This window comes from Sphingobacterium sp. SGG-5 (assembly GCF_011043525.1).
Classification (GTDB): Bacteria; Bacteroidota; Bacteroidia; order Sphingobacteriales; family Sphingobacteriaceae; genus Sphingobacterium.
Genome location: NZ_JAAKGO010000010.1, coordinates 43,822 through 61,521, shown reverse-complemented (window position 1 = coordinate 61,521; position 17,700 = coordinate 43,822). Strand labels below are relative to the sequence as shown.

At 43.9% G+C, this 17,700-nt stretch carries 19 protein-coding genes; 17 read left to right on the top strand and 2 right to left on the bottom strand.

Going from position 1 to position 17,700, the window contains the following annotated elements; all coding sequences use genetic code 11:
- Positions 1 to 172 precede the first annotated feature (172 nt).
- Positions 173 to 1,348, top strand: coding sequence for a LacI family DNA-binding transcriptional regulator (locus G5B30_RS14930; protein ID WP_165320804.1), 1,176 nt, complete (start codon positions 173 to 175; stop codon positions 1,346 to 1,348).
- Here G5B30_RS14930 and G5B30_RS14925 read toward each other — a convergent pair.
- Both G5B30_RS14925 and G5B30_RS14920 read right to left on the bottom strand, forming a co-directional pair.
- Positions 1,336 to 1,722, bottom strand: coding sequence for a hypothetical protein (locus G5B30_RS14925; RefSeq protein ID WP_165320803.1), 387 nt, complete (start codon positions 1,720 to 1,722; stop codon positions 1,336 to 1,338). The two genes, G5B30_RS14930 and G5B30_RS14925, sit on opposite strands and share 13 nt — an antisense overlap.
- Before the next feature lie 45 nt (positions 1,723 to 1,767).
- On the bottom strand, positions 1,768 to 2,619 hold the full coding sequence (locus G5B30_RS14920; protein WP_165320802.1) for a M23 family metallopeptidase: 852 nt from the start codon (positions 2,617 to 2,619) through the stop codon (positions 1,768 to 1,770).
- Between the two features lie 129 nt (positions 2,620 to 2,748).
- Between G5B30_RS14920 and mutY the strand changes: the two genes are divergently transcribed.
- The 16 genes from mutY to groL all read left to right on the top strand — a co-directional run bounded on the left by mutY (position 2,749) and on the right by groL (position 17,648).
- The gene (mutY, locus tag G5B30_RS14915) at positions 2,749 to 3,798 is read left to right on the top strand and encodes an A/G-specific adenine glycosylase (RefSeq protein WP_165320801.1); all 1,050 of its coding nucleotides are present in this window, start codon (positions 2,749 to 2,751) and stop codon (positions 3,796 to 3,798) included.
- A gap of 15 nt (positions 3,799 to 3,813) precedes the next feature.
- Positions 3,814 to 4,263 (top strand): single-stranded DNA-binding protein, encoded by a 450-nt coding sequence (locus tag G5B30_RS14910; RefSeq protein WP_165320800.1) that lies wholly within the window; start codon positions 3,814 to 3,816, stop codon positions 4,261 to 4,263.
- Positions 4,264 to 4,293: 30 nt separating this feature from the next.
- Positions 4,294 to 5,331 carry a phenylalanine--tRNA ligase subunit alpha gene (gene pheS / locus G5B30_RS14905; protein ID WP_165320799.1) on the top strand — a complete coding sequence of 346 codons (1,038 nt, stop codon included), beginning with the start codon at positions 4,294 to 4,296 and terminating at the stop codon, positions 5,329 to 5,331.
- The gene (locus tag G5B30_RS14900) at positions 5,328 to 5,735 is read left to right on the top strand and encodes a hypothetical protein (protein ID WP_165320798.1); all 408 of its coding nucleotides are present in this window, start codon (positions 5,328 to 5,330) and stop codon (positions 5,733 to 5,735) included. The genes pheS and G5B30_RS14900 overlap by 4 nt, the downstream gene beginning before the upstream one ends.
- Positions 5,736 to 5,738: 3 nt before the next feature.
- On the top strand, positions 5,739 to 6,314 hold the full coding sequence (locus G5B30_RS14895) for a TetR/AcrR family transcriptional regulator (protein ID WP_165320797.1): 576 nt from the start codon (positions 5,739 to 5,741) through the stop codon (positions 6,312 to 6,314).
- Between the two features lie 574 nt (positions 6,315 to 6,888).
- The gene (gene rlmD / locus G5B30_RS14890) at positions 6,889 to 8,298 is read left to right on the top strand and encodes a 23S rRNA (uracil(1939)-C(5))-methyltransferase RlmD (protein ID WP_165320796.1); all 1,410 of its coding nucleotides are present in this window, start codon (positions 6,889 to 6,891) and stop codon (positions 8,296 to 8,298) included.
- A 5-nt stretch (positions 8,299 to 8,303) separates the two neighbouring features.
- Positions 8,304 to 8,705, top strand: coding sequence for a hypothetical protein (locus tag G5B30_RS14885; RefSeq protein WP_165320795.1), 402 nt, complete (start codon positions 8,304 to 8,306; stop codon positions 8,703 to 8,705).
- Positions 8,706 to 8,768: 63 nt separating this feature from the next.
- Positions 8,769 to 9,524: a hypothetical protein gene (locus tag G5B30_RS14880; RefSeq protein WP_165320794.1), complete on the top strand. Its 756-nt coding sequence runs from the start codon at positions 8,769 to 8,771 to the stop codon at positions 9,522 to 9,524.
- A 106-nt stretch (positions 9,525 to 9,630) separates the two neighbouring features.
- Positions 9,631 to 10,320 (top strand): OmpA family protein, encoded by a 690-nt coding sequence (locus G5B30_RS14875; protein WP_317164352.1) that lies wholly within the window; start codon positions 9,631 to 9,633, stop codon positions 10,318 to 10,320.
- Between the two features lie 414 nt (positions 10,321 to 10,734).
- Positions 10,735 to 12,168 (top strand): tRNA (N6-isopentenyl adenosine(37)-C2)-methylthiotransferase MiaB, encoded by a 1,434-nt coding sequence (miaB, locus tag G5B30_RS14870; protein WP_165320792.1) that lies wholly within the window; start codon positions 10,735 to 10,737, stop codon positions 12,166 to 12,168.
- Between the two features lie 57 nt (positions 12,169 to 12,225).
- Positions 12,226 to 13,488, top strand: coding sequence for a sigma-54 interaction domain-containing protein (locus tag G5B30_RS14865; RefSeq protein ID WP_165320791.1), 1,263 nt, complete (start codon positions 12,226 to 12,228; stop codon positions 13,486 to 13,488).
- On the top strand, positions 13,489 to 14,028 hold the full coding sequence (locus G5B30_RS14860) for an LptE family protein (RefSeq protein ID WP_240903231.1): 540 nt from the start codon (positions 13,489 to 13,491) through the stop codon (positions 14,026 to 14,028).
- A gap of 6 nt (positions 14,029 to 14,034) precedes the next feature.
- Entirely contained in the window at positions 14,035 to 15,018 is a 984-nt protein-coding gene (locus G5B30_RS14855) for a hypothetical protein (RefSeq protein ID WP_165320790.1), read from the top strand.
- A 17-nt stretch (positions 15,019 to 15,035) separates the two neighbouring features.
- Positions 15,036 to 15,386 carry a preprotein translocase subunit SecG gene (secG, locus tag G5B30_RS14850; RefSeq protein ID WP_165320789.1) on the top strand — a complete coding sequence of 117 codons (351 nt, stop codon included), beginning with the start codon at positions 15,036 to 15,038 and terminating at the stop codon, positions 15,384 to 15,386.
- 211 nt (positions 15,387 to 15,597) lie between these two features.
- Positions 15,598 to 15,873 carry a co-chaperone GroES gene (gene groES / locus G5B30_RS14845; protein ID WP_165320788.1) on the top strand — a complete coding sequence of 92 codons (276 nt, stop codon included), beginning with the start codon at positions 15,598 to 15,600 and terminating at the stop codon, positions 15,871 to 15,873.
- 137 nt (positions 15,874 to 16,010) lie between these two features.
- Positions 16,011 to 17,648, top strand: coding sequence for a chaperonin GroEL (gene groL, locus G5B30_RS14840; protein ID WP_165320787.1), 1,638 nt, complete (start codon positions 16,011 to 16,013; stop codon positions 17,646 to 17,648).
- Positions 17,649 to 17,700 lie beyond the last annotated feature (52 nt).

Below are 17,700 nucleotides of genomic sequence, written 5' to 3'. Positions count from 1 at the left end.
TAGTTTTAATTTTTTTATAATCGATTTTTTGTCTTGTTTATGAAGCTAAAGTATTACATTTGAGGTATGAAACAAAATATTCAGCCGATAATAAATCATTTTATATATCACAAGCGTTTCCACAATCGATTGTGATATATAAGCTTAACATCTTATTAATATTCGCTTAATTATGCCACGTGTCAAATGTCCCAAATGTCTTAAAGTTGAAACGGTACTCCGTGCCGGATTCTTAAGAGGTCGTCAACGTTTCTTATGTAAAGAGTGTGCTTATCATTTTACTATCCACCATGATCGGGAGAGTGATAAGCCAACAAGACGGAAAAATCATGAAACGACTATTATTGATATTGCGAAAGCCATGGGCCTTGCGGTATCTACGGTCTCGCGCGCCTTGCGGGATCATCCGGATACCAGTATGCAGACCCGGCGGGCGGTGAAGAAAATTGCCGAAGAGCTTAATTATCGCCCCAACTCCCTGGCGCAGCGCTTGAGTAAGCGGGAGACACAGACTATTGGGGTTATTATGCCGGATATCGAGACCTACTTTTATTCATCGATATTGACTGGGATACAACAGGTGGCGTCGAAAGCGGGGTATAAGGTGATGGTCTGTTGGTCGAACGAGTCGCATACGGATGAAGTGGCGAATACCCATGCGTTTATGACAAACTGGGTGGATGGCTTGATTATTTGTCACTCGAAGGAGACGAAGACGTTTGATCATATCAAGATGTACCTCAAAAAAGACATTCCTATCGTACATTTTAATCGGGTGTGTGAAGAAGTGGATACATCCAAGGTGCTGCTTGAAGATAGCAACGGAAGTTTTCAGGTAACGGAGCATCTGATCCAACAAGGATGCCGGCGTATCGCCGCGATTGGGGGCCCCGAACATCTGTATGTGTCGAAGATGAGGCTTGACGGTTATTTAAGGGCACTTAAAAAATATAATATCGAACCGGATCCGAAGTTGATTTTTCATAGTGATCTGACCATTCCATCGGTATTGGGTGTCGTGGATCGGATTCTCGAAAGTGATATTCCTGTAGACGCGATATTTTCGATATATGATGCGGGTGCTATTCGTGTCCTTGCCCATCTGAAGCAACGGGGAATAAAGATCCCGGAAGATATGTGTGTGGCGAGCTTTGGTAATGAACCTATGGGGGAGTTTATCGAACCGAGCTTGACGTCGTTTGATCCACATACGTTTAAAATGGGTGAAACCGCAGCGCAGCTTTTTCTGGATCAGATTATCGAAGGGGAGAACTTTGTGGCTAAAACCAAAGTAGTAAAAGGGAATCTGGTCGTTCGGCAGTCGACGCTGCGGAATCAAAACTTATAAAACTCGACGGGGCTTTCCAACAATGCTTCATGAAGGAGCTGATGATCGTCGTCTTTCTGGAATAGCTTATTGCGCCAATAGCGCCGAGGTGACTTCTTTTTGAAATAGATAACATAGAGGTTGCCACCCGAACGCGTCAGGCTGCGGATATGATCGATGTCAGCGTAAAGATACGTGATGCTTTTGTTCTTAAAAGATAGCGTCAATTTGTCCTCCTCCAATATCCATTGTGAAGGGCTTTGGCTGAACTTTACGGCGCAATACAGTATAATCGGAATGAAAAATAGGACGGTGATGATCTTAACAATCTCCGGCGCCGGAACCAAAGAGCTTATCCCTCCTGCTGCGAAAAGTAGTGCAAAAAAACAAAGCATATATTTGCCCCGGTGTAGGGTATGAAGGGAGAAAGTCTGATGCATTTAAAAACTAAAATACTTCTGTGGATTTATTTTTTTGTTGTTTTTGAGTATCTCGTAATGAAGATGAGGACCCGTACTGCGTCCTGTGCTTCCCATAAGACCGATAATATCACCGGCAGCAACACGCGCTCCTTTTCGTACTAAGGGTCTGGACAGGTGCGCATAGCGCGTCTCGTAGCGGTTGGCATGTCTAATCTTTACCACATAACCGTAATCGCCTTCATAGCCTGCAAAACTCACGACCCCTTTTGCTGTAGATTTGATGCGGTCGCCGGTTCTTCCTTTCAGATCAACCCCTGAATGCATTTCCCGTCCGCGGTTGGTGAATGGATTTCGTCGGTATCCAAATTTCGATGTGATCCTGCCGGGATGAGGAATGCCAATAGGAAGGTTTTCAAGTTTTTTTTCCAGTTCGGTCAATGCTTCCTCATAATAGGAACTCATCAGCTCGATATTTTCCTCGTCGGCCTCAACAGGACCTCCGGCATTTTCCAGTACGATGGTCTTCAACCCCCTTTTCTTCATTTTTTTGTTGATGCTCTCTAAGGTACTGTCAATCTTATTGAACGATTTCTTGGCTTCGCCGATCTCTTTTTCACTTTCGCTCTTGCGCATGCTTAACAGCTTGTTTTTTTGACGCACTTCGTGTAAAGCTTCCGTATATTGCGATGTAATGGCTTCTTCTTTCTGTTTTGTGGCCAGGTAGACAATAACACCAAAAAGAGCTACGATTAAACCCAGTGAAGAAAAAGCTAATTTCTTCCAGTACTTCACGAAGAAAGAAGGCACGACAAAGCTTTTATCTCCCTTTCCTTCGATGCTGATCTGAATAGACAGTTTGTTTTTTAACATGGCTGGTTCCTCATTTTTCTTTTCGAACGTTGACAAAAGTATGAAAATAAACCTTTAGTAGCCAATTCATTATTATTGATAATCAACATCTTGTTGTTAATGTTTGTTAAAAATACACATATTTGCGCTATGACATTTGCCGAAACTCTGGTGTCTTGGTATAGACAGTATGGAAGAAATCTGCCGTGGCGTGAGACTGTCGATCCTTATATAATCTGGCTCTCGGAGGTTATTTTGCAGCAAACCCGTGTGGACCAGGGGCTCCCTTATTACCATCGGTTTGTCGAGCGGTTCCCGACGGTGGAAGACTTTGCTTCAGCAGAGGAGGAAGAGGTGCTACGCTTGTGGCAGGGTCTGGGATATTATTCCAGAGCACGCAATATGCATAAAGCCGCGAAAGAGGTGATATCCCGTTTTGGAGGAATTTTCCCCGCACAATACGACGAACTCATTACCTTGCCGGGCGTGGGCGATTATACCGCCGCTGCCATCGCATCGTTTTCCTCCAATGAGCATAGAGCCGTATTAGACGGCAATGTCTTCCGGGTCTTGTCCCGGATTTTCGGTATTGACACGCCCATTAATTCGACGGAAGGTAAAAAAGTGTTTAAGGAGCTGGCCGACGAGCTGCTTCCTGTGGGCAATCCCGGTGAATACAATCATGCCATTATGGATTTTGGTGCCATCCATTGTAAGCCGAAGGCACCCTTGTGTGCGACCTGTGTCTTTCGGTTGGAATGCCGGGCTTTCCTGGAGGAAAAGGTGCATGCACTTCCGGTGAAGCTAAAGGGGCGGGCCAGCAGAAATCGTTATTTTCATTACTTTATCGTCGAAGCTGATAATCATATTCTCCTATCGAAGCGTGGCGAAGGGGATGTGTGGACCAATCTGTACGAGTTTCCGATGATAGAAACATCCGAAGATTACCCGATAGGGGATATCGCCCACCATGCGGATTATCAGCGGTATTTTGGCGATGCCGCTATAGAACCTGTGGGTGGTGTCATCAAGCACATCCTGAGCCATCAAAATATTTTTGCACGGTTTTATCGATTGGAGGAGGGTGTAGCAATAAAAGAAAAAAAAACCCAATGGAACTATTTTTTGTTAGAAAAAATAGATACATTAGCTAAACATAAACTTATTTTCACCTTTTGGGATAAGTATAGGAAAAGCTAATTAACCATAAATTATATGTCGAGCGTAAACAAAGTAATCTTAGTAGGTCATCTGGGGAAGGATCCGGAATTACGTTACCTGGAAGGTAATGTAAGTGTAGCCAGCTTCCCGTTGGCAACATCTGAAACATTTAATAAAGACGGCAAAAAGGTCGAGCAGACGGAATGGCACAATATTGTCATGTGGCGTGGATTGGCGGATGTCGCTGCGAAATACCTTTCCAAAGGCCGCCTGGTGTACATCGAAGGCAAATTGCGTACCCGGTCGTACGAGGATAAAGAAGGTATACGGCGGTATACGACAGAAATTGTCGCGGAAAGCTTTAATCTTTTAGGCCGGCGTTCGGACTTCGAAGGACCATCCAACGCGGGTCAGACAACATCCAGTACAACCGCAACAGATACGAAGGAACAAACCGTTGATTTTAAAGAAAATGATGAGGAGAATGACGGCTTGCCGTTCTAAATTTTAATATTTTGCTGTATCTTTGGCGGTATGTTGCAAGAGAAGATTAAGCAGTATACCCAAGAGATTACGCAGTTCAAGCCTACGTCGGCAGCAGATGTCGAGAGCTTCAGATTAAAGTTTTTAGTTTCAAAAGGTGTTGTAAAGAATTTATTCGAAGCGTTTAAAACCGTCTCCGGTGAGGAGAAACGTGTTTTAGGCAAGGCCTTGAATGAGTTTAAGCAGCTGGCGGAGCGGACGTTTCAGGAAGCTACAGCGGCTTTCGGGAAAGGAGATGCGACACCGCAACGCCGGGAGGGTGATCTTACCTTGCCGGGGGAGGGGTTTCAGTTGGGATCCAGACACCCGCTTTCTCTGGTACGCAAAGAAATCGTTGAAATATTCAAAAAGTTAGGTTTTGTGGTTGCTGAAGGCCCGGAGATTGAAGACGATTGGCATAACTTCTCGGCATTAAATTTCCCACCGGAACACCCGGCCCGGGATATGCAGGATACTTTTTTCATCAAGAAGCAGGAAGGCAACGATATTGCTCTACGCACACATACCTCTTCTGTGCAAGTAAGACTGATGGAAATGGGTAAGCCACCGTTCCGTGCGATTATGCCCGGAAGGGTGTACCGCAACGAGGCTATATCAGCTCGCGCACATTGTTTCTTCCATCAGGTGGAGGGACTGTATGTGGATGAGAATGTGTCTTTTGCAGATCTGAAACAGACGTTGTTCCATTTCGTTCAGGAACTCTATGGTGAAGGTACTAAAGTGCGGTTCCGTCCGTCGTATTTCCCGTTCACCGAACCCTCTGCCGAGATGGACATTTCCTGTACGATATGTAAAGGAGTGGGCTGTAATCTATGTAAGGGATCGGGTTGGGTAGAGATTCTGGGGTGTGGTATGGTTGACCCCAATGTGTTGGAAAACTGCGGTATTGATAGCAAAAAGTACAGTGGCTTTGCTTTTGGTATGGGAATCGAGCGTATTACCAACCTGAAATACGAGATCAAAGATCTACGTTTATTCTCGGAGAATGATGTGCGTTTCTTATCCCAGTTTGAAAGCGAAGTGATATGATCAATCTCGTTCGATATGGCGTCGTATGCATTTGCTGTCTTTTTTGCAGTATAGGATGCGGCGATGGCGCATGTAATGTCATACCGAACGTAACATTCCGCACGAATATCAATCGAGGTGAACATCTGAATGTCTATTCGCCGGGTGGATGGAGCAATGCCTCCGGTGGCGTAAGAGGCTTGATCGTGTATAATACAGGTGACGGTCTGATTGCCTATGACCGCTGTAGTACCGTAAATCCAGAGCAACAAAACCGAGTGGAAGTAGATGGATTATCGATTATTGATCCGGCGTCGGGAGCGAAGTGGCTATTAATGGACGGTTCGCCTACCCATATCGCCGAATGTTCACTGAAACGGTACAACGTACGGAAAGATGGTGATAGTTATTATGTATCGAACTAACCCATGGAGCAAGACAAAATAACGATAGCAATAAAAAAGGCAGCGAGGGAGCTCTTCCGTAAATACGGTTACAATAAAACCAGTGTCAATGAGCTGGCTAAACAAGCCGGTATCTCGAAGGCTACGTTCTACAAGCATTTTGATTCGAAAGAGTTAATTCTGCACGAAGTGCTCATGGACTACATACGCGAGAACGTAGAAGATATCTTAAATAAAGGTGTACGCGAAAGAGACCTCCCTACTTTTTTGGCAAATACCATTCTGCGGGTTAGCCGTGTGACCTATACCGTCTGTAATGAATTCGTTGGCTGGGAATTTATCCGAGAGTCCACCAATGCGCAGGAATACCTCAAAACGTTGTCCGATGACCTGGAGTTTTTATTATTGAGTTCCTTCATAAAAAACGCCACTATCGGCAGTACCATTTCGGAAGAAAAACTGACCTTCCTCATCAAAACAAGCAAGAGTATTGTGTTTTCATTTGCCTTCACCGCAGTGACCGATGGTGACGTGCGCAAGAATTTTATTTCTTTCCAAAAAGAAATGCTTCCTTATCTGGTGCAGGCGACTTTAGCATAATAGTGCTTGAGCCACGAGAGGGCTGTTACTTTTTATTCAATCTATTCCAAACAGTCTCATTTTCTGGATAACAAATTCGCTCTTTAGACAGAGCTTGTTCAGTGCTCGTTCAGTGCTTACTCAGTGCTTGTTCAGTCACAACTGAATAAACACTGTCTAATATCTGTTCAAACAATGTCGTTACACTGTCTTAAATTATATGTTCCATCACTTGATATCCGCTTCCGCGCTTGAGTTACAATAGGGTCTTTGTTCTCTGCGGCTAAAAGGTTTGTTCAGACTTGTGTACGTACATATTTTCTGTGAAAATGTGAGGTTTTAAAGCTTGCACGATCTGTACATTTATATAAATTGTCGCCTGTGGAGATTTAGCTTGGCTGAGCTCCACTTTGTTCCGGTTTGGCAATAGCAGGAAGAGGCACTATCCATACAGCCAAAAGGTCCGAGCGACACGCTTTTGTTTACTTTATGGATGAATGTTTATTTTCAATGGTATCCATGAGCTCGCTGCGTTCGGTTTGGCAAGACAAAAGTAAAAGCTAATTTCAAATAATAACCGTATTTTTGCCCACATATGGGCAGAAGAATACCACAAGAGAAAAAGTTCCTGAACGATATCCAGATTATCGACATAGCAGAAGAAGGCAAGGGGGTTGCACGATACGAAGATTTAGTGCTGTTTATCGAAAAAGCCGTGCCGGGAGATGTTGTCCATGTCGAACTGCAAAGGAAAAAGAAAAACTTTGCCGAAGGAAGGGTGGTCGATATCCAACAGGCATCACCTTATCGCGTGGATGCTTTTTGTCCACATTTTGGAACTTGTGGAGGCTGTAAGTGGCAACATATGACCTATGCAGCACAATTGAAATTCAAGCAACAGTATGTAGATAATGTATTGACACGTATCGGCAAAGTGGATACTTCCGATATGGAAGAAATCTTGCCTTCCGCTGAAACGACGTATTACCGCAACAAATTGGAGTTTACTTTTTCCAACAGGCGGTGGCTGACTGACAAAGACGAAGAAGTTGCCCCCGAGCATATGAGCGCACTGGGCTTTCACGTACCGGGCCGGTTTGATAAAATTCTGGATATTGACCATTGTTTTCTGCAACAGGACCCATCGAACGATCTCCGAAATCAGGTCAGAAACTTTGCGATTGCGCAAGGTATTTCGTTTTACGATTTAAGGGAGCATGCGGGGGCCTTACGCAATCTCATTATACGTACATCCTCTACAGGTGAGGTTATGGTCATCGTGGTATTCGCATATCCCGAAGAAGGGCAGGTAGATCTGTTGATGAGTTATATCGATAAGCAATTTCCGGATTTGACATCGCTGTTGTATATCGTCAACCAAAAACGTAACGACACGATTTTCGATCAGGATATACACGTCTACAATGGCCGTGACTTTATCTATGAAGAGATGGAGGGCTTAAAATTTAAAGTAGGTCCAAAATCTTTTTATCAGACAAATTCGGCACAAGCCTATGAATTGTATAAAATTACCCGGGAGTTTGCCGGGCTGAAAGGAGATGAGTTGGTGTATGACCTCTATACAGGGGCGGGAACGATTGCTAACTTTGTGGCAAAGACAGCTCGGGAGGTCATCGGGATAGAATACGTACCTTCAGCCATAGAAGATGCGAAGGTCAATTCCGCAATTAATAATATCACCAATACAAAATTTTATGCGGGGGATATGAAGGATGTGCTGACGGCGGAGTTTGTTGCGGAGCACGGGAAGCCCGAGGTCGTGATTACCGATCCGCCGCGCGCGGGAATGCACCCGCAGGTGGTTACCCGCATTTTGGAGATGGAAGCGCCCAAAATTGTCTATGTATCCTGCAATGCGGCGACACAAGCTCGGGATATACAGCTGTTGTCTGAAAAATATGAGGTCAGCCGTATCAAGCCAGTCGATATGTTCCCGCACACCCAGCATGTCGAAAATGTCGTATTATTTACGCTTAAGCCTTAAACTACATGGATTTTCAAGACCTGTTCAATCGAGCATCCTCCGATGGAGATGGGCAAAAGCCCTCGACACCAAGTCCTCTGACCAGTTTAAAAACGGATTTGGATTTCTATAATGAATCTATTCGAGAGGTGGCTTCCGAAATGATTGCGGAAGGCTATACGCTTTATCCGATTTTTATTGCACATCAGCATGAGGTGAGCCTCGGTGAACCTATATTGGTAAAAGAGGAATTAGGCACAAACTGGTCTATCCATGCGAGTTCCTTGGAGGAATTTATAGAAAAAGGTGTAATCAACGACGCGAAAAGGAAACATTTTGAGAAACAATATAAAACGGCTAATGAATTTATGTGCCTATTTGTTGTCGTTCCCGAAGGAGCCAATTTTGTCTATTATCCATATAAATAAACACGTCATCTTTAAAACTTTTTAACATTCGAGTAGTCCAATATTTGTTTACATTCGTGCAGAATGAGTAAATTTCTAATAAAGATAATAGGATGCGTGTTGGGTGTAGTAATATTGCTGCCCTCCTTACAGGCGCAGCAACTACCGACTATTTCCGGTCTTGTGATGGAGAAGGGTACGGGTACACGCTTGGGCGATGTCAATGTCATCAACCTGCGGACGAATAAGTCCACACGGACGAATGTCTATGGTGTATTCTATATAGAAGCAACTATTGGCGACAGCCTATCGGTTTCCAAAACCGGTTATGGACCGTTAAAGACCATCCTGTATACGACGGAAGATGTTTTGCTGGAAATGCAGGCGGGTCTGCAGATTGAGACAGTTGTCGTTTCGCGCCGCACGAGAGAGCAGCAAATGGAAGATATCTTAAAGGATTACGAAAAAAAGGGTATATATAATGGTGGGAAAAATAGGGTAGGTACGTATCTGAACAGTCCCGCGACGGCATTATATAACTTATTTGGCCGCGAAGCCAAAAATATGAAGCGGTTTGAAAAATTTATGGACCGTGAGGTGGAAGAAATGGCTGTTGACCGCATTTTTTCAAAAGCAGCGGTGTCCCAAGCTACAGGTCTGAAAGGGGAAGAACTGCAAAATTTTATGGATCTTTATCGGCCTTCATTTGGTCAGGTCGAGCGGTGGGGGCAATATGATTTGCTGGCCTATATTGATCGTTCGCTTAAATCATGGGACGAACAGGGACGTCCGGCCCCGCAAAAACTGCCTAAATTAGAAATTCCGCTACAAAATAAATAAAAAATACCTTACTTTTAAGATACAGTATATTGTTTTTGTCTAATTTTGGCATTAGCTTTGATAATCATCTAATAACAACAATTAAAGAATATAAAATTTAATGCATATGAAAATGAATAAAAGACTGGCTGTATATGGTCTCTCGTTGGCTACATCAGCGATGTTATTGGGAAGTTGTACTGCGGTACAAAATACAAGCAACACAACAAAAGGTGCTGTCATCGGTACAGCCGCCGGAGCTGGATTAGGCGCATTGATCGGTAGCAAAGCCGGTAATACAGCCGTAGGTGCTATTGCAGGTGCCGTTATTGGTGGTGCAGCAGGTACACTGATCGGTAAGAAAATGGACAAGCAAGCGAAAGAGATTGAAAATACAGTAGCTGGAGCCGAAGTTGAACAGGTGGGTGAAGGTATATTGGTGAAGTTTGATTCAGGTATTTTATTCGATTTCAACAGTTCGGCTTTGAAAGCCAATGCAAAAGATAATGTTTCTAAATTGGTGGCAACGTTGAACAAGGAGCCGGATACTGAAATTTTAGTGCTGGGCCATACCGATAATATCGGTACGTTGGCAGCAAACCAGAAAGTTTCGGAAGCACGTGCAAAGTCGGTAAGAGATTATGCTGTTGCTCAAGGGCTCTCCGGTAGCCGTATAAGAACAGAAGGTAAGAATTACTCGGAACCTATTGCGTCGAACGAAACAGATGCAGGACGTGCAGAAAACCGTCGTGTAGAGATCGTCATCGTAGCGAGCAAGAAAATGCAAGAAGAAGCGAAAAGAGAAGTCGGTCAGTAAGCCGCAAGATAATAATGAGAAATCAAAGAGGCTATCCATATTCGGGTAGCCTTTTTGTTTATAAAGTGTACCCATGGAATCCTATCACCACTAATTACTTGTTTTTCTGCTTTTTATCGCTCAAGCCGCGATAGGGCTCCTACTTTTTTTCCGCAAAAAAGATAGGCAAAAAACTCGCTGCTTAAAACTTTTGACTGTATGGACAGTGCCTCCCACTGCTATTGCCAAAAGTTTTGAGGCAGCATTTCATTTTAATTGTACGGATATTGCTTTTCTTTTCTCAAATCTAACATCTCAAATCTAATATCCCCATTCATGTAACCTATCAGGTAACTGTTAAAATTTGGTCACCTCTGCCAAACTGGCATCGAAAGTCACTTTTTATTTTTAACTTTGTCTTCTTTAAAATTCGCTATGTTAGAATTAACACATACTACGAAAACCCATGATGAATCTCGTCAGGGAGAAGCATTGGAGATGGTGGCTACAGGGAAATCCAATGGTAGGAAGCTATATATAGAAAGCTATGGCTGTCAGATGAATTTCTCAGATAGTGAGATTGTTGCATCTATATTGACAGATCAGGGATTTGAAACCACCAAGGATTATAAGGAAGCTGATGTGGTATTTATCAACACCTGTTCCATTCGTGAAAATGCGGAGCAACGTGTTCGCAACCGCTTGAAAGAGTTTGAGTCGGCAAAAGCGAAAAACCCGGGTATGATCGTGGGCGTATTAGGGTGTATGGCGGAGCGGTTGAAGTCCAAATTTTTAGAAGAAGAGAAATTGGTCGATGTGGTGGTAGGCCCCGATGCCTATCGTGACCTCCCCAACTTAATCGATAAAGTCGACGATGGCAGTAAGGCCGTGAATGTATTGTTGTCACGTGAGGAAACATACGCGGATATCAGTCCGGTTCGGCTTAACTCAAACGGCGTATCGGCATTTATCTCTATTATGAGAGGTTGTGACAATATGTGCTCGTTCTGCGTCGTGCCGTTTACCAGAGGTCGTGAGCGTAGCCGGGATCCACAGTCTATTGTGAAAGAGGCTACCTACTTGTTTCACGCAGGATATCGAGAAGTCACCCTATTGGGGCAAAATGTCGATTCGTATAAATATACCCCTGTGGTGGAGGAAGGAAAAGAAACTTCGGCGACGGTCAATTTTGCAAATCTGCTGGCCTTGGTAGCAGATGTAAGCCCGGAACTGCGGGTGCGTTTTTCGACATCTCATCCGAAAGATATCACCGATGAGGTGTTATATACTATGGCCCGCTATGAAAATATCTGCAAATACATTCATTTGCCGGTGCAGTCGGGCAATTCCCGTGTATTGGAACTGATGAACAGAACCTATGATCGGGAATGGTACATCGACCGTGTAGACGCTATCCGTCGGATTATTCCGGAATGTGGTATCTCTACCGATGTCATTACCGGCTTCTGTACGGAGACGGAAGACGAGCATCAGGAGACACTGTCCATGATGGATTATGTGAAATATGATTTTGCGTATATGTTTGCCTACTCTGAACGTCCAGGAACGTTGGCGGCAAAGCGCTACGAAGATGATGTACCGGAAGAGGTGAAGAAAAGAAGGTTGACTGAGGTGGTCAACAAGCAGCAGGAACATAGCTTGTACCGTGTGCAGAATTTTGTGGGTAAAACACATAAGGTATTGATCGAAGGATTCTCGAAACGTTCGGATCAGGATTACTGTGGCCGAAATGACCAAAACACGATGGTGGTCTTTCCGGTAGATCCGCGGTATAAAGTGGGGCAGTATGTCCATGTTTTGGGAGAAAGCTGTACTTCGGCAACATTAATAGGAAGAATCATTGATTAGTATAGCGATACGATAGTCGCAATACCCACTACGCAATACTCCATACGAGAATAGAGAATGGACAATCAGGATATAAAGAATAGATTTGGGATTATCGGTAATTCGCCTTTGCTCAATCGTGCTATTGATATCGCGAGACAGGTTGCGCCAACGGATATTTCTGTGCTTATTCAGGGTGAAAGTGGGGCAGGAAAGGAAGTCTTTTCTCATATTATCCATCAGTTGAGTGTTCGTAAACACAATCCCTTTATCGCGGTCAACTGTGGGGCTATCCCGGAAGGAACGATTGATTCGGAACTTTTTGGGCATGAGAAAGGCTCATTCACCGGAGCACATGAGGCGCGTAAAGGATATTTTGAGGTCGTCGATGGCGGTACTATATTCTTGGACGAAGTCGGTGAGTTGCCGCTGAGTACACAGGCCCGGCTCCTTCGGGTATTGGAATCAGGGGAATATATACGTGTTGGATCTTCTAAAGTTCAGAAAACGAATGTACGTATTGTGGCCGCGACAAATGTCGATGTCTATGAGGCGGTAAAAAAGGGGAAGTTCCGAGAGGATTTGTATTATCGTTTGAATACGGTGCCCTTACGTATTCCTTCCTTGCGGGAGCGTAAGGAAGATATCTACTTGCTGTTTCGGAAGTTTATTGCTGATTTTTCGGATAAGTATCGCTCGCCAAGTGTTCAGCTGACACCGGATGCACAACAGTTGCTGGCAAATTATAGCTGGCCGGGGAATGTCCGTCAGCTAAAGAATATTGCAGAACAGATTGCTGTTTTGGAAAAGGAACGTGTTGTGGATGCCGGAATACTCCATAAATACCTGCCGGCAGAACATACCATGAACACCTTGCCGGTATCTGTGAAGGATCAAGGGAAGGAGGATTTTTCAGAAAGGGATATCTTGTACAAGGTGCTTTTTGATATGAAGAAAGATATGGTGGATCTGAAAAAGCTTGTAGTGGAACTTTTACAGCATGGTGCGGATGGCGATAATTTTGACCAACATACGCCTTATATCAACCAGCTCTACCGAGAAGTTCAACCGGCTACACCACAGTTGTATCAGGAGGATAATAACACCTCTCCTACGATTACGATACATAGCCCCGCCCGTGAAGGGGGCAATAATTATATGCCTTTAGATACACAGGAGGCTGAAGAGGTGGAAGAGTCGTTGTCCTTGGTGGAGAAGGAATCGGATTTGATTAAGAAAGCGTTGAAGAAACATAGGGGCAAGCGGAAAGCTGCGGCGCTCGAACTGGGCATTTCGGAGCGGACTTTATATAGAAAAATTAAAGACTTGAATTTAGAATAGATGATGGGTCCTACGCACAATAATGCTATAAAATTAGGTGTACTGCTGGCCCTTATGCTATCGGGAATTGTACATGGCTGTGGGGTGAAATATAGTTTTACCGGCGGATCGATTCCCAAAGACATGAAGACATATACGGTGCTGTTCTTCGAGAATATTGCACCCATGGTATATACGACATTGAGCCAGGATTTTACGGAAGGACTGAAAGAACGTATCCGTACGCAATCCAGCTTGAGTCAGGTAAATAGCGATGGGGATGCTATTTTTGAAGGAACGATAACAAATTACTCGATCACACCTGCATCCGTTCAAGCAGGAGGAATAGACCGTGCTGCAAATAGCCGGCTGACCATAACGGTAAAGGTAAAATACACCAATCGGCTGGATGAGACAGGGGAAAGCAATTTCGAGGAAACTTTCACACAGTTTAAAGAGTTTCCGGGGAGTGATGTCACTTCTTATGAGGCGGCGTTGAACCAAGACCTCATCAAGATGCTGACGGAAGATGTTTATAATAGGGCATTTGCAAACTGGTAGAGAAGTATGGATACACAGATGCAGGAATATCAACTATATTATAAAGCCGTCGCCAATCCGCTGGAGGTAGATGATATGCAACTCCTGCGATTGATCGATAAGTATCCCTATTCACAGCCTTTACGTTACGCTTTACTCCGTAAAAAAATGCTTTTAACACAAGAGTATGCCGGTCTGGAAAGCACTTTACTCTATGCACCTGATGCAGGTTGGCTGTGGCAGTATGCGCATACGCCTGTAGAACACATCGAGGAATTGGAGACGGTATCTGAGGACTATGTACCTTTCGAAGAGCTCCAAAAAGAGACGGAAGCACCTGTAGCGGATGACGAAATAGAAAAGCTCGCTTATGAGGGAAGTATGGGTGATTACTTCGTTTTTGAACAAAAAGAGAAAGAGACCTTAGAAGAGGCTTCTATCGAGGCCGATAGCGAAGGTGGCGATGCATTGGTAGATGAAGAGAATATAAGTCTGTATAACGATGAGTTGATGCCTTATAGCTTTAGGTGGTGGTTGCATAAGACCCGCTTGGAGCATGCCGATACCTATCAACCTTTTGCCACACCGGTATTACCCCAACCGCAAAAAGGACAGTTCGACCCACAGAAACTGGATGAGGCGATTTTAGATCAACAGATCAAAGAGAATATCATTCGTTTTCAAGATCCGGAATTGAAGTTGAGTGACGCGGCAAAGAAGCAATCGGAGGAAATAACTGAGCCCCAAAAAGGCAATGAGATCATTGACAAATTTATTCGGGAAGAGCCTGTTATTCACCCGCCGTCGCCGGAGCAGTTGAACACGGAAAATATGGCCCGTCGTAGTGCGGAGGACAATTATATGTTGGTTACGGAGACGTTGGCTAATATTTATGTCGACCAGGGATTGTATTTAAAAGGTATAGAGGTCTTCAAAAAATTAATTTTGAAATATCCAGAAAAAAAATCGTATTTTGCGGCCCGAATTCAAGAATTAGAACGAAATTTATAGTATAATAGCATAAAGAAATGACTACATTATTGATTATCCTGATTATTATAACAAGTGCAATTTTAGGGTTTTTTGTATTAATTCAGAATCCTAAAGGTGGAGGGTTGTCATCGGGATTTGCCGGAGGAAGTAATTTGATGGGTGTAAAACGTACAGGTGATTTCCTCGAAAAGGGGACCTGGACATTGGTTATCGCACTAATGGTATTTAGCTTAGCGATCAATCTCTTGGGACCATCGTCAGGTAACCGAGGTGGGCTGTCTGACCAAGTGGAAGCTCCGGCACAGTCATCGCCTTTGAACTTAAATAATCTGGCTCCTGCGGAAGGGCAGCAACCGGCAGCAGCCGCACCCGATTCATCTAACTAAGGATAGTGCAAAAATTAGAGAAGTCCTGCGAGCAAAAGCTTTGTAGGACTTTTTTGTTGACTGTCATCCTGACACGATGAGAATGTGATTTTTTGGCATTGTTTGCTGAAAAAAATGAAAAATTGGCAAGAAAAAAGAGGGATTATAATTTGGCATAGTTGCTGATAAGAGTATTGCATATTTAATTAAAACATATAAACAAGACATAATTATGGCATTAAGTATTAAACCTATCGGAGACAGAGTGGTTGTAGAAGCCGCTCCCGCAGAAGAAAAAACGGCATCAGGTATCTATATTCCAGATACGGCAAAAGAAAAACCTTCGCAAGGTGTTGTTGTGGCAGTGGGCACCGGAAAGCCTGAAGAGCCCCTTACTGTACAAGTAGGCGACAAAGTATTGTACGGCAAATACGCAGGTACGGAAATCACCTATGAGGGTAAAGAATATTTAATTATGCGTGAGTCTGATATTTACGCTGTTCTTTAAGAAGTATAGCGATATGCGACATGCACCTGCCTGCGGTAGGCAGGTATTGCGAAGACAAGATTATTTCAAAATTAACAAATGACAATTGAGCGTTGGAGATCTTCATCTCAATACTCAGTACTCAATACTAAATAAAAATGGCAAAACAAGTAAAATATAATGTTGAAGCACGTGACGCCCTTAAGAAAGGTGTAGACACGTTGGCAAATGCGGTAAAGGTAACTTTAGGGCCAAAAGGTCGTAATGTGATTATCGAGAAAAAATTTGGATCTCCGGCTATCACAAAAGATGGTGTTACGGTAGCGAAAGAGATCGAATTGAAAGATGCTTTGGAGAACATGGGTGCGCAGATGGTTAAGGAAGTAGCCTCAAAAACTGCCGATCAGGCGGGAGATGGCACAACCACGGCTACTGTATTGGCACAAGCTATCGTTGCTCCAGGTATCAAATCTGTTGCTGCCGGAGCTAACCCGATGGATCTGAAACGTGGTATCGACAAAGCTGTTGCTGCTGTTGTGGCTAATTTACAGACACAGTCCCAAACTGTAGGACAGGATACGAAAAAAATAAAACAAGTTGCTTCGATTTCAGCTAACAATGACGAGGTCATCGGTGCGTTGATTGCAGAAGCAATGGAAAAAGTTGGTAATGACGGTGTTATCACAGTAGAAGAGGCAAAAGGTACAGAGACCGAAGTGAAAACTGTAGAAGGTATGCAGTTTGACCGTGGTTATTTATCACCTTATTTTGTCACCAACTCTGACAAAATGGAAGCGGAGCTGGAAAGCCCTTATATCTTGATCTACGATAAGAAGATCAGTAACATGAAAGAACTGTTGCCGGTTTTGGAAAAACAAGTACAAACAGGCAAGCCGCTTTTGATTATTGCTGAAGATTTGGACGGTGAAGCGTTGGCAACTTTGGTTGTGAACAAAATCCGTGGCTCACTGAAAGTAGCTGCAGTGAAAGCTCCCGGCTTCGGTGACCGCCGTAAAGCGATGTTGGAAGATATCGCGATCTTAACTGGAGGAACCGTAATCTCCGAAGAAAGAGGCTATAAATTGGAAAATGCCGAGCTTTCTTACCTAGGTCAGGCAGAAAAAGTCGTTATTGACAAAGATAATACAACTGTTATCAACGGTGCAGGTAATGCGGATGATATCAAAGCACGGGTATCGCAAATCCGTTCACAAATCGAAACAACGACATCCGATTACGATCGCGAGAAATTGCAAGAGCGTTTGGCTAAATTGTCTGGTGGTGTTGCAGTACTTTACGTCGGTGCGACAACTGAAGTAGAGATGAAAGAGAAGAAAGATCGTGTAGATGATGCATTGCACGCTACTCGCGCAGCTGTAGAAGAAGGTATCGTTGCTGGTGGTGGTGTTGCCTTTATCCGTGCAACAGAAGCTTTAGCAGATTTGAAAGGTGAAAACGAAGATGAGCAGATCGGTATTGATATTATCAAACGTGCTATCGAAGAACCCCTTCGTCAAATCTGTGACAATGCAGGCATCGAAGGTGCTGTGATTGTACAAAAAGTAAAAGAAGGTTCAGCGGACTACGGTTATAACGCACGCACTGATGTTTTTGAAAACTTAATTGGTGCAGGTGTTATCGATCCTACAAAGGTATCTCGTGTAGCATTGGAAAATGCAGCTTCTATCGCATCCATGTTGTTGACAACGGAATGTGTATTAGCTGATGAGCCGGAAGAAGCAGGTGCTGGTGCCGGTGCTCCACCAATGGGTGGCGGCATGGGTGGAATGATGTAATCATTATTCTGTCTTTATATAAAAAGATCCCTTTCCTATTCCGGAAGGGGAT

Excerpts from the sequence above, each read along its gene's own strand:
- G5B30_RS14910 (WP_165320800.1), top strand. The coding sequence starts at position 3,814 with ATGTCGAGCGTAAACAAAGTAATCTTAGTAGGTCATCTGGGGAAGGAT.
- G5B30_RS14860 (WP_240903231.1), top strand. The coding sequence starts at position 13,489 with ATGATGGGTCCTACGCACAATAATGCTATAAAATTAGGTGTACTGCTG.
- G5B30_RS14880 (WP_165320794.1), top strand. The coding sequence starts at position 8,769 with ATGAGTAAATTTCTAATAAAGATAATAGGATGCGTGTTGGGTGTAGTA.
- pheS (WP_165320799.1), top strand. The coding sequence starts at position 4,294 with ATGTTGCAAGAGAAGATTAAGCAGTATACCCAAGAGATTACGCAGTTC.
- G5B30_RS14920 (WP_165320802.1), bottom strand. The coding sequence starts at position 2,619 with ATGTTAAAAAACAAACTGTCTATTCAGATCAGCATCGAAGGAAAGGGA.
- secG (WP_165320789.1), top strand. The coding sequence starts at position 15,036 with ATGACTACATTATTGATTATCCTGATTATTATAACAAGTGCAATTTTA.
- groES (WP_165320788.1), top strand. The coding sequence starts at position 15,598 with ATGGCATTAAGTATTAAACCTATCGGAGACAGAGTGGTTGTAGAAGCC.
- groL (WP_165320787.1), top strand. The coding sequence starts at position 16,011 with ATGGCAAAACAAGTAAAATATAATGTTGAAGCACGTGACGCCCTTAAG.
- G5B30_RS14930 (WP_165320804.1), top strand. The coding sequence starts at position 173 with ATGCCACGTGTCAAATGTCCCAAATGTCTTAAAGTTGAAACGGTACTC.
- G5B30_RS14900 (WP_165320798.1), top strand. The coding sequence starts at position 5,328 with ATGATCAATCTCGTTCGATATGGCGTCGTATGCATTTGCTGTCTTTTT.
- G5B30_RS14885 (WP_165320795.1), top strand. The coding sequence starts at position 8,304 with ATGGATTTTCAAGACCTGTTCAATCGAGCATCCTCCGATGGAGATGGG.
- mutY (WP_165320801.1), top strand. The coding sequence starts at position 2,749 with ATGACATTTGCCGAAACTCTGGTGTCTTGGTATAGACAGTATGGAAGA.
- G5B30_RS14925 (WP_165320803.1), bottom strand. The coding sequence starts at position 1,722 with ATGCTTTGTTTTTTTGCACTACTTTTCGCAGCAGGAGGGATAAGCTCT.
- G5B30_RS14855 (WP_165320790.1), top strand. The coding sequence starts at position 14,035 with ATGGATACACAGATGCAGGAATATCAACTATATTATAAAGCCGTCGCC.
- G5B30_RS14865 (WP_165320791.1), top strand. The coding sequence starts at position 12,226 with ATGGACAATCAGGATATAAAGAATAGATTTGGGATTATCGGTAATTCG.
- miaB (WP_165320792.1), top strand. The coding sequence starts at position 10,735 with ATGTTAGAATTAACACATACTACGAAAACCCATGATGAATCTCGTCAG.
- G5B30_RS14895 (WP_165320797.1), top strand. The coding sequence starts at position 5,739 with ATGGAGCAAGACAAAATAACGATAGCAATAAAAAAGGCAGCGAGGGAG.
- rlmD (WP_165320796.1), top strand. The coding sequence starts at position 6,889 with ATGGGCAGAAGAATACCACAAGAGAAAAAGTTCCTGAACGATATCCAG.
- G5B30_RS14875 (WP_317164352.1), top strand. The coding sequence starts at position 9,631 with ATGAAAATGAATAAAAGACTGGCTGTATATGGTCTCTCGTTGGCTACA.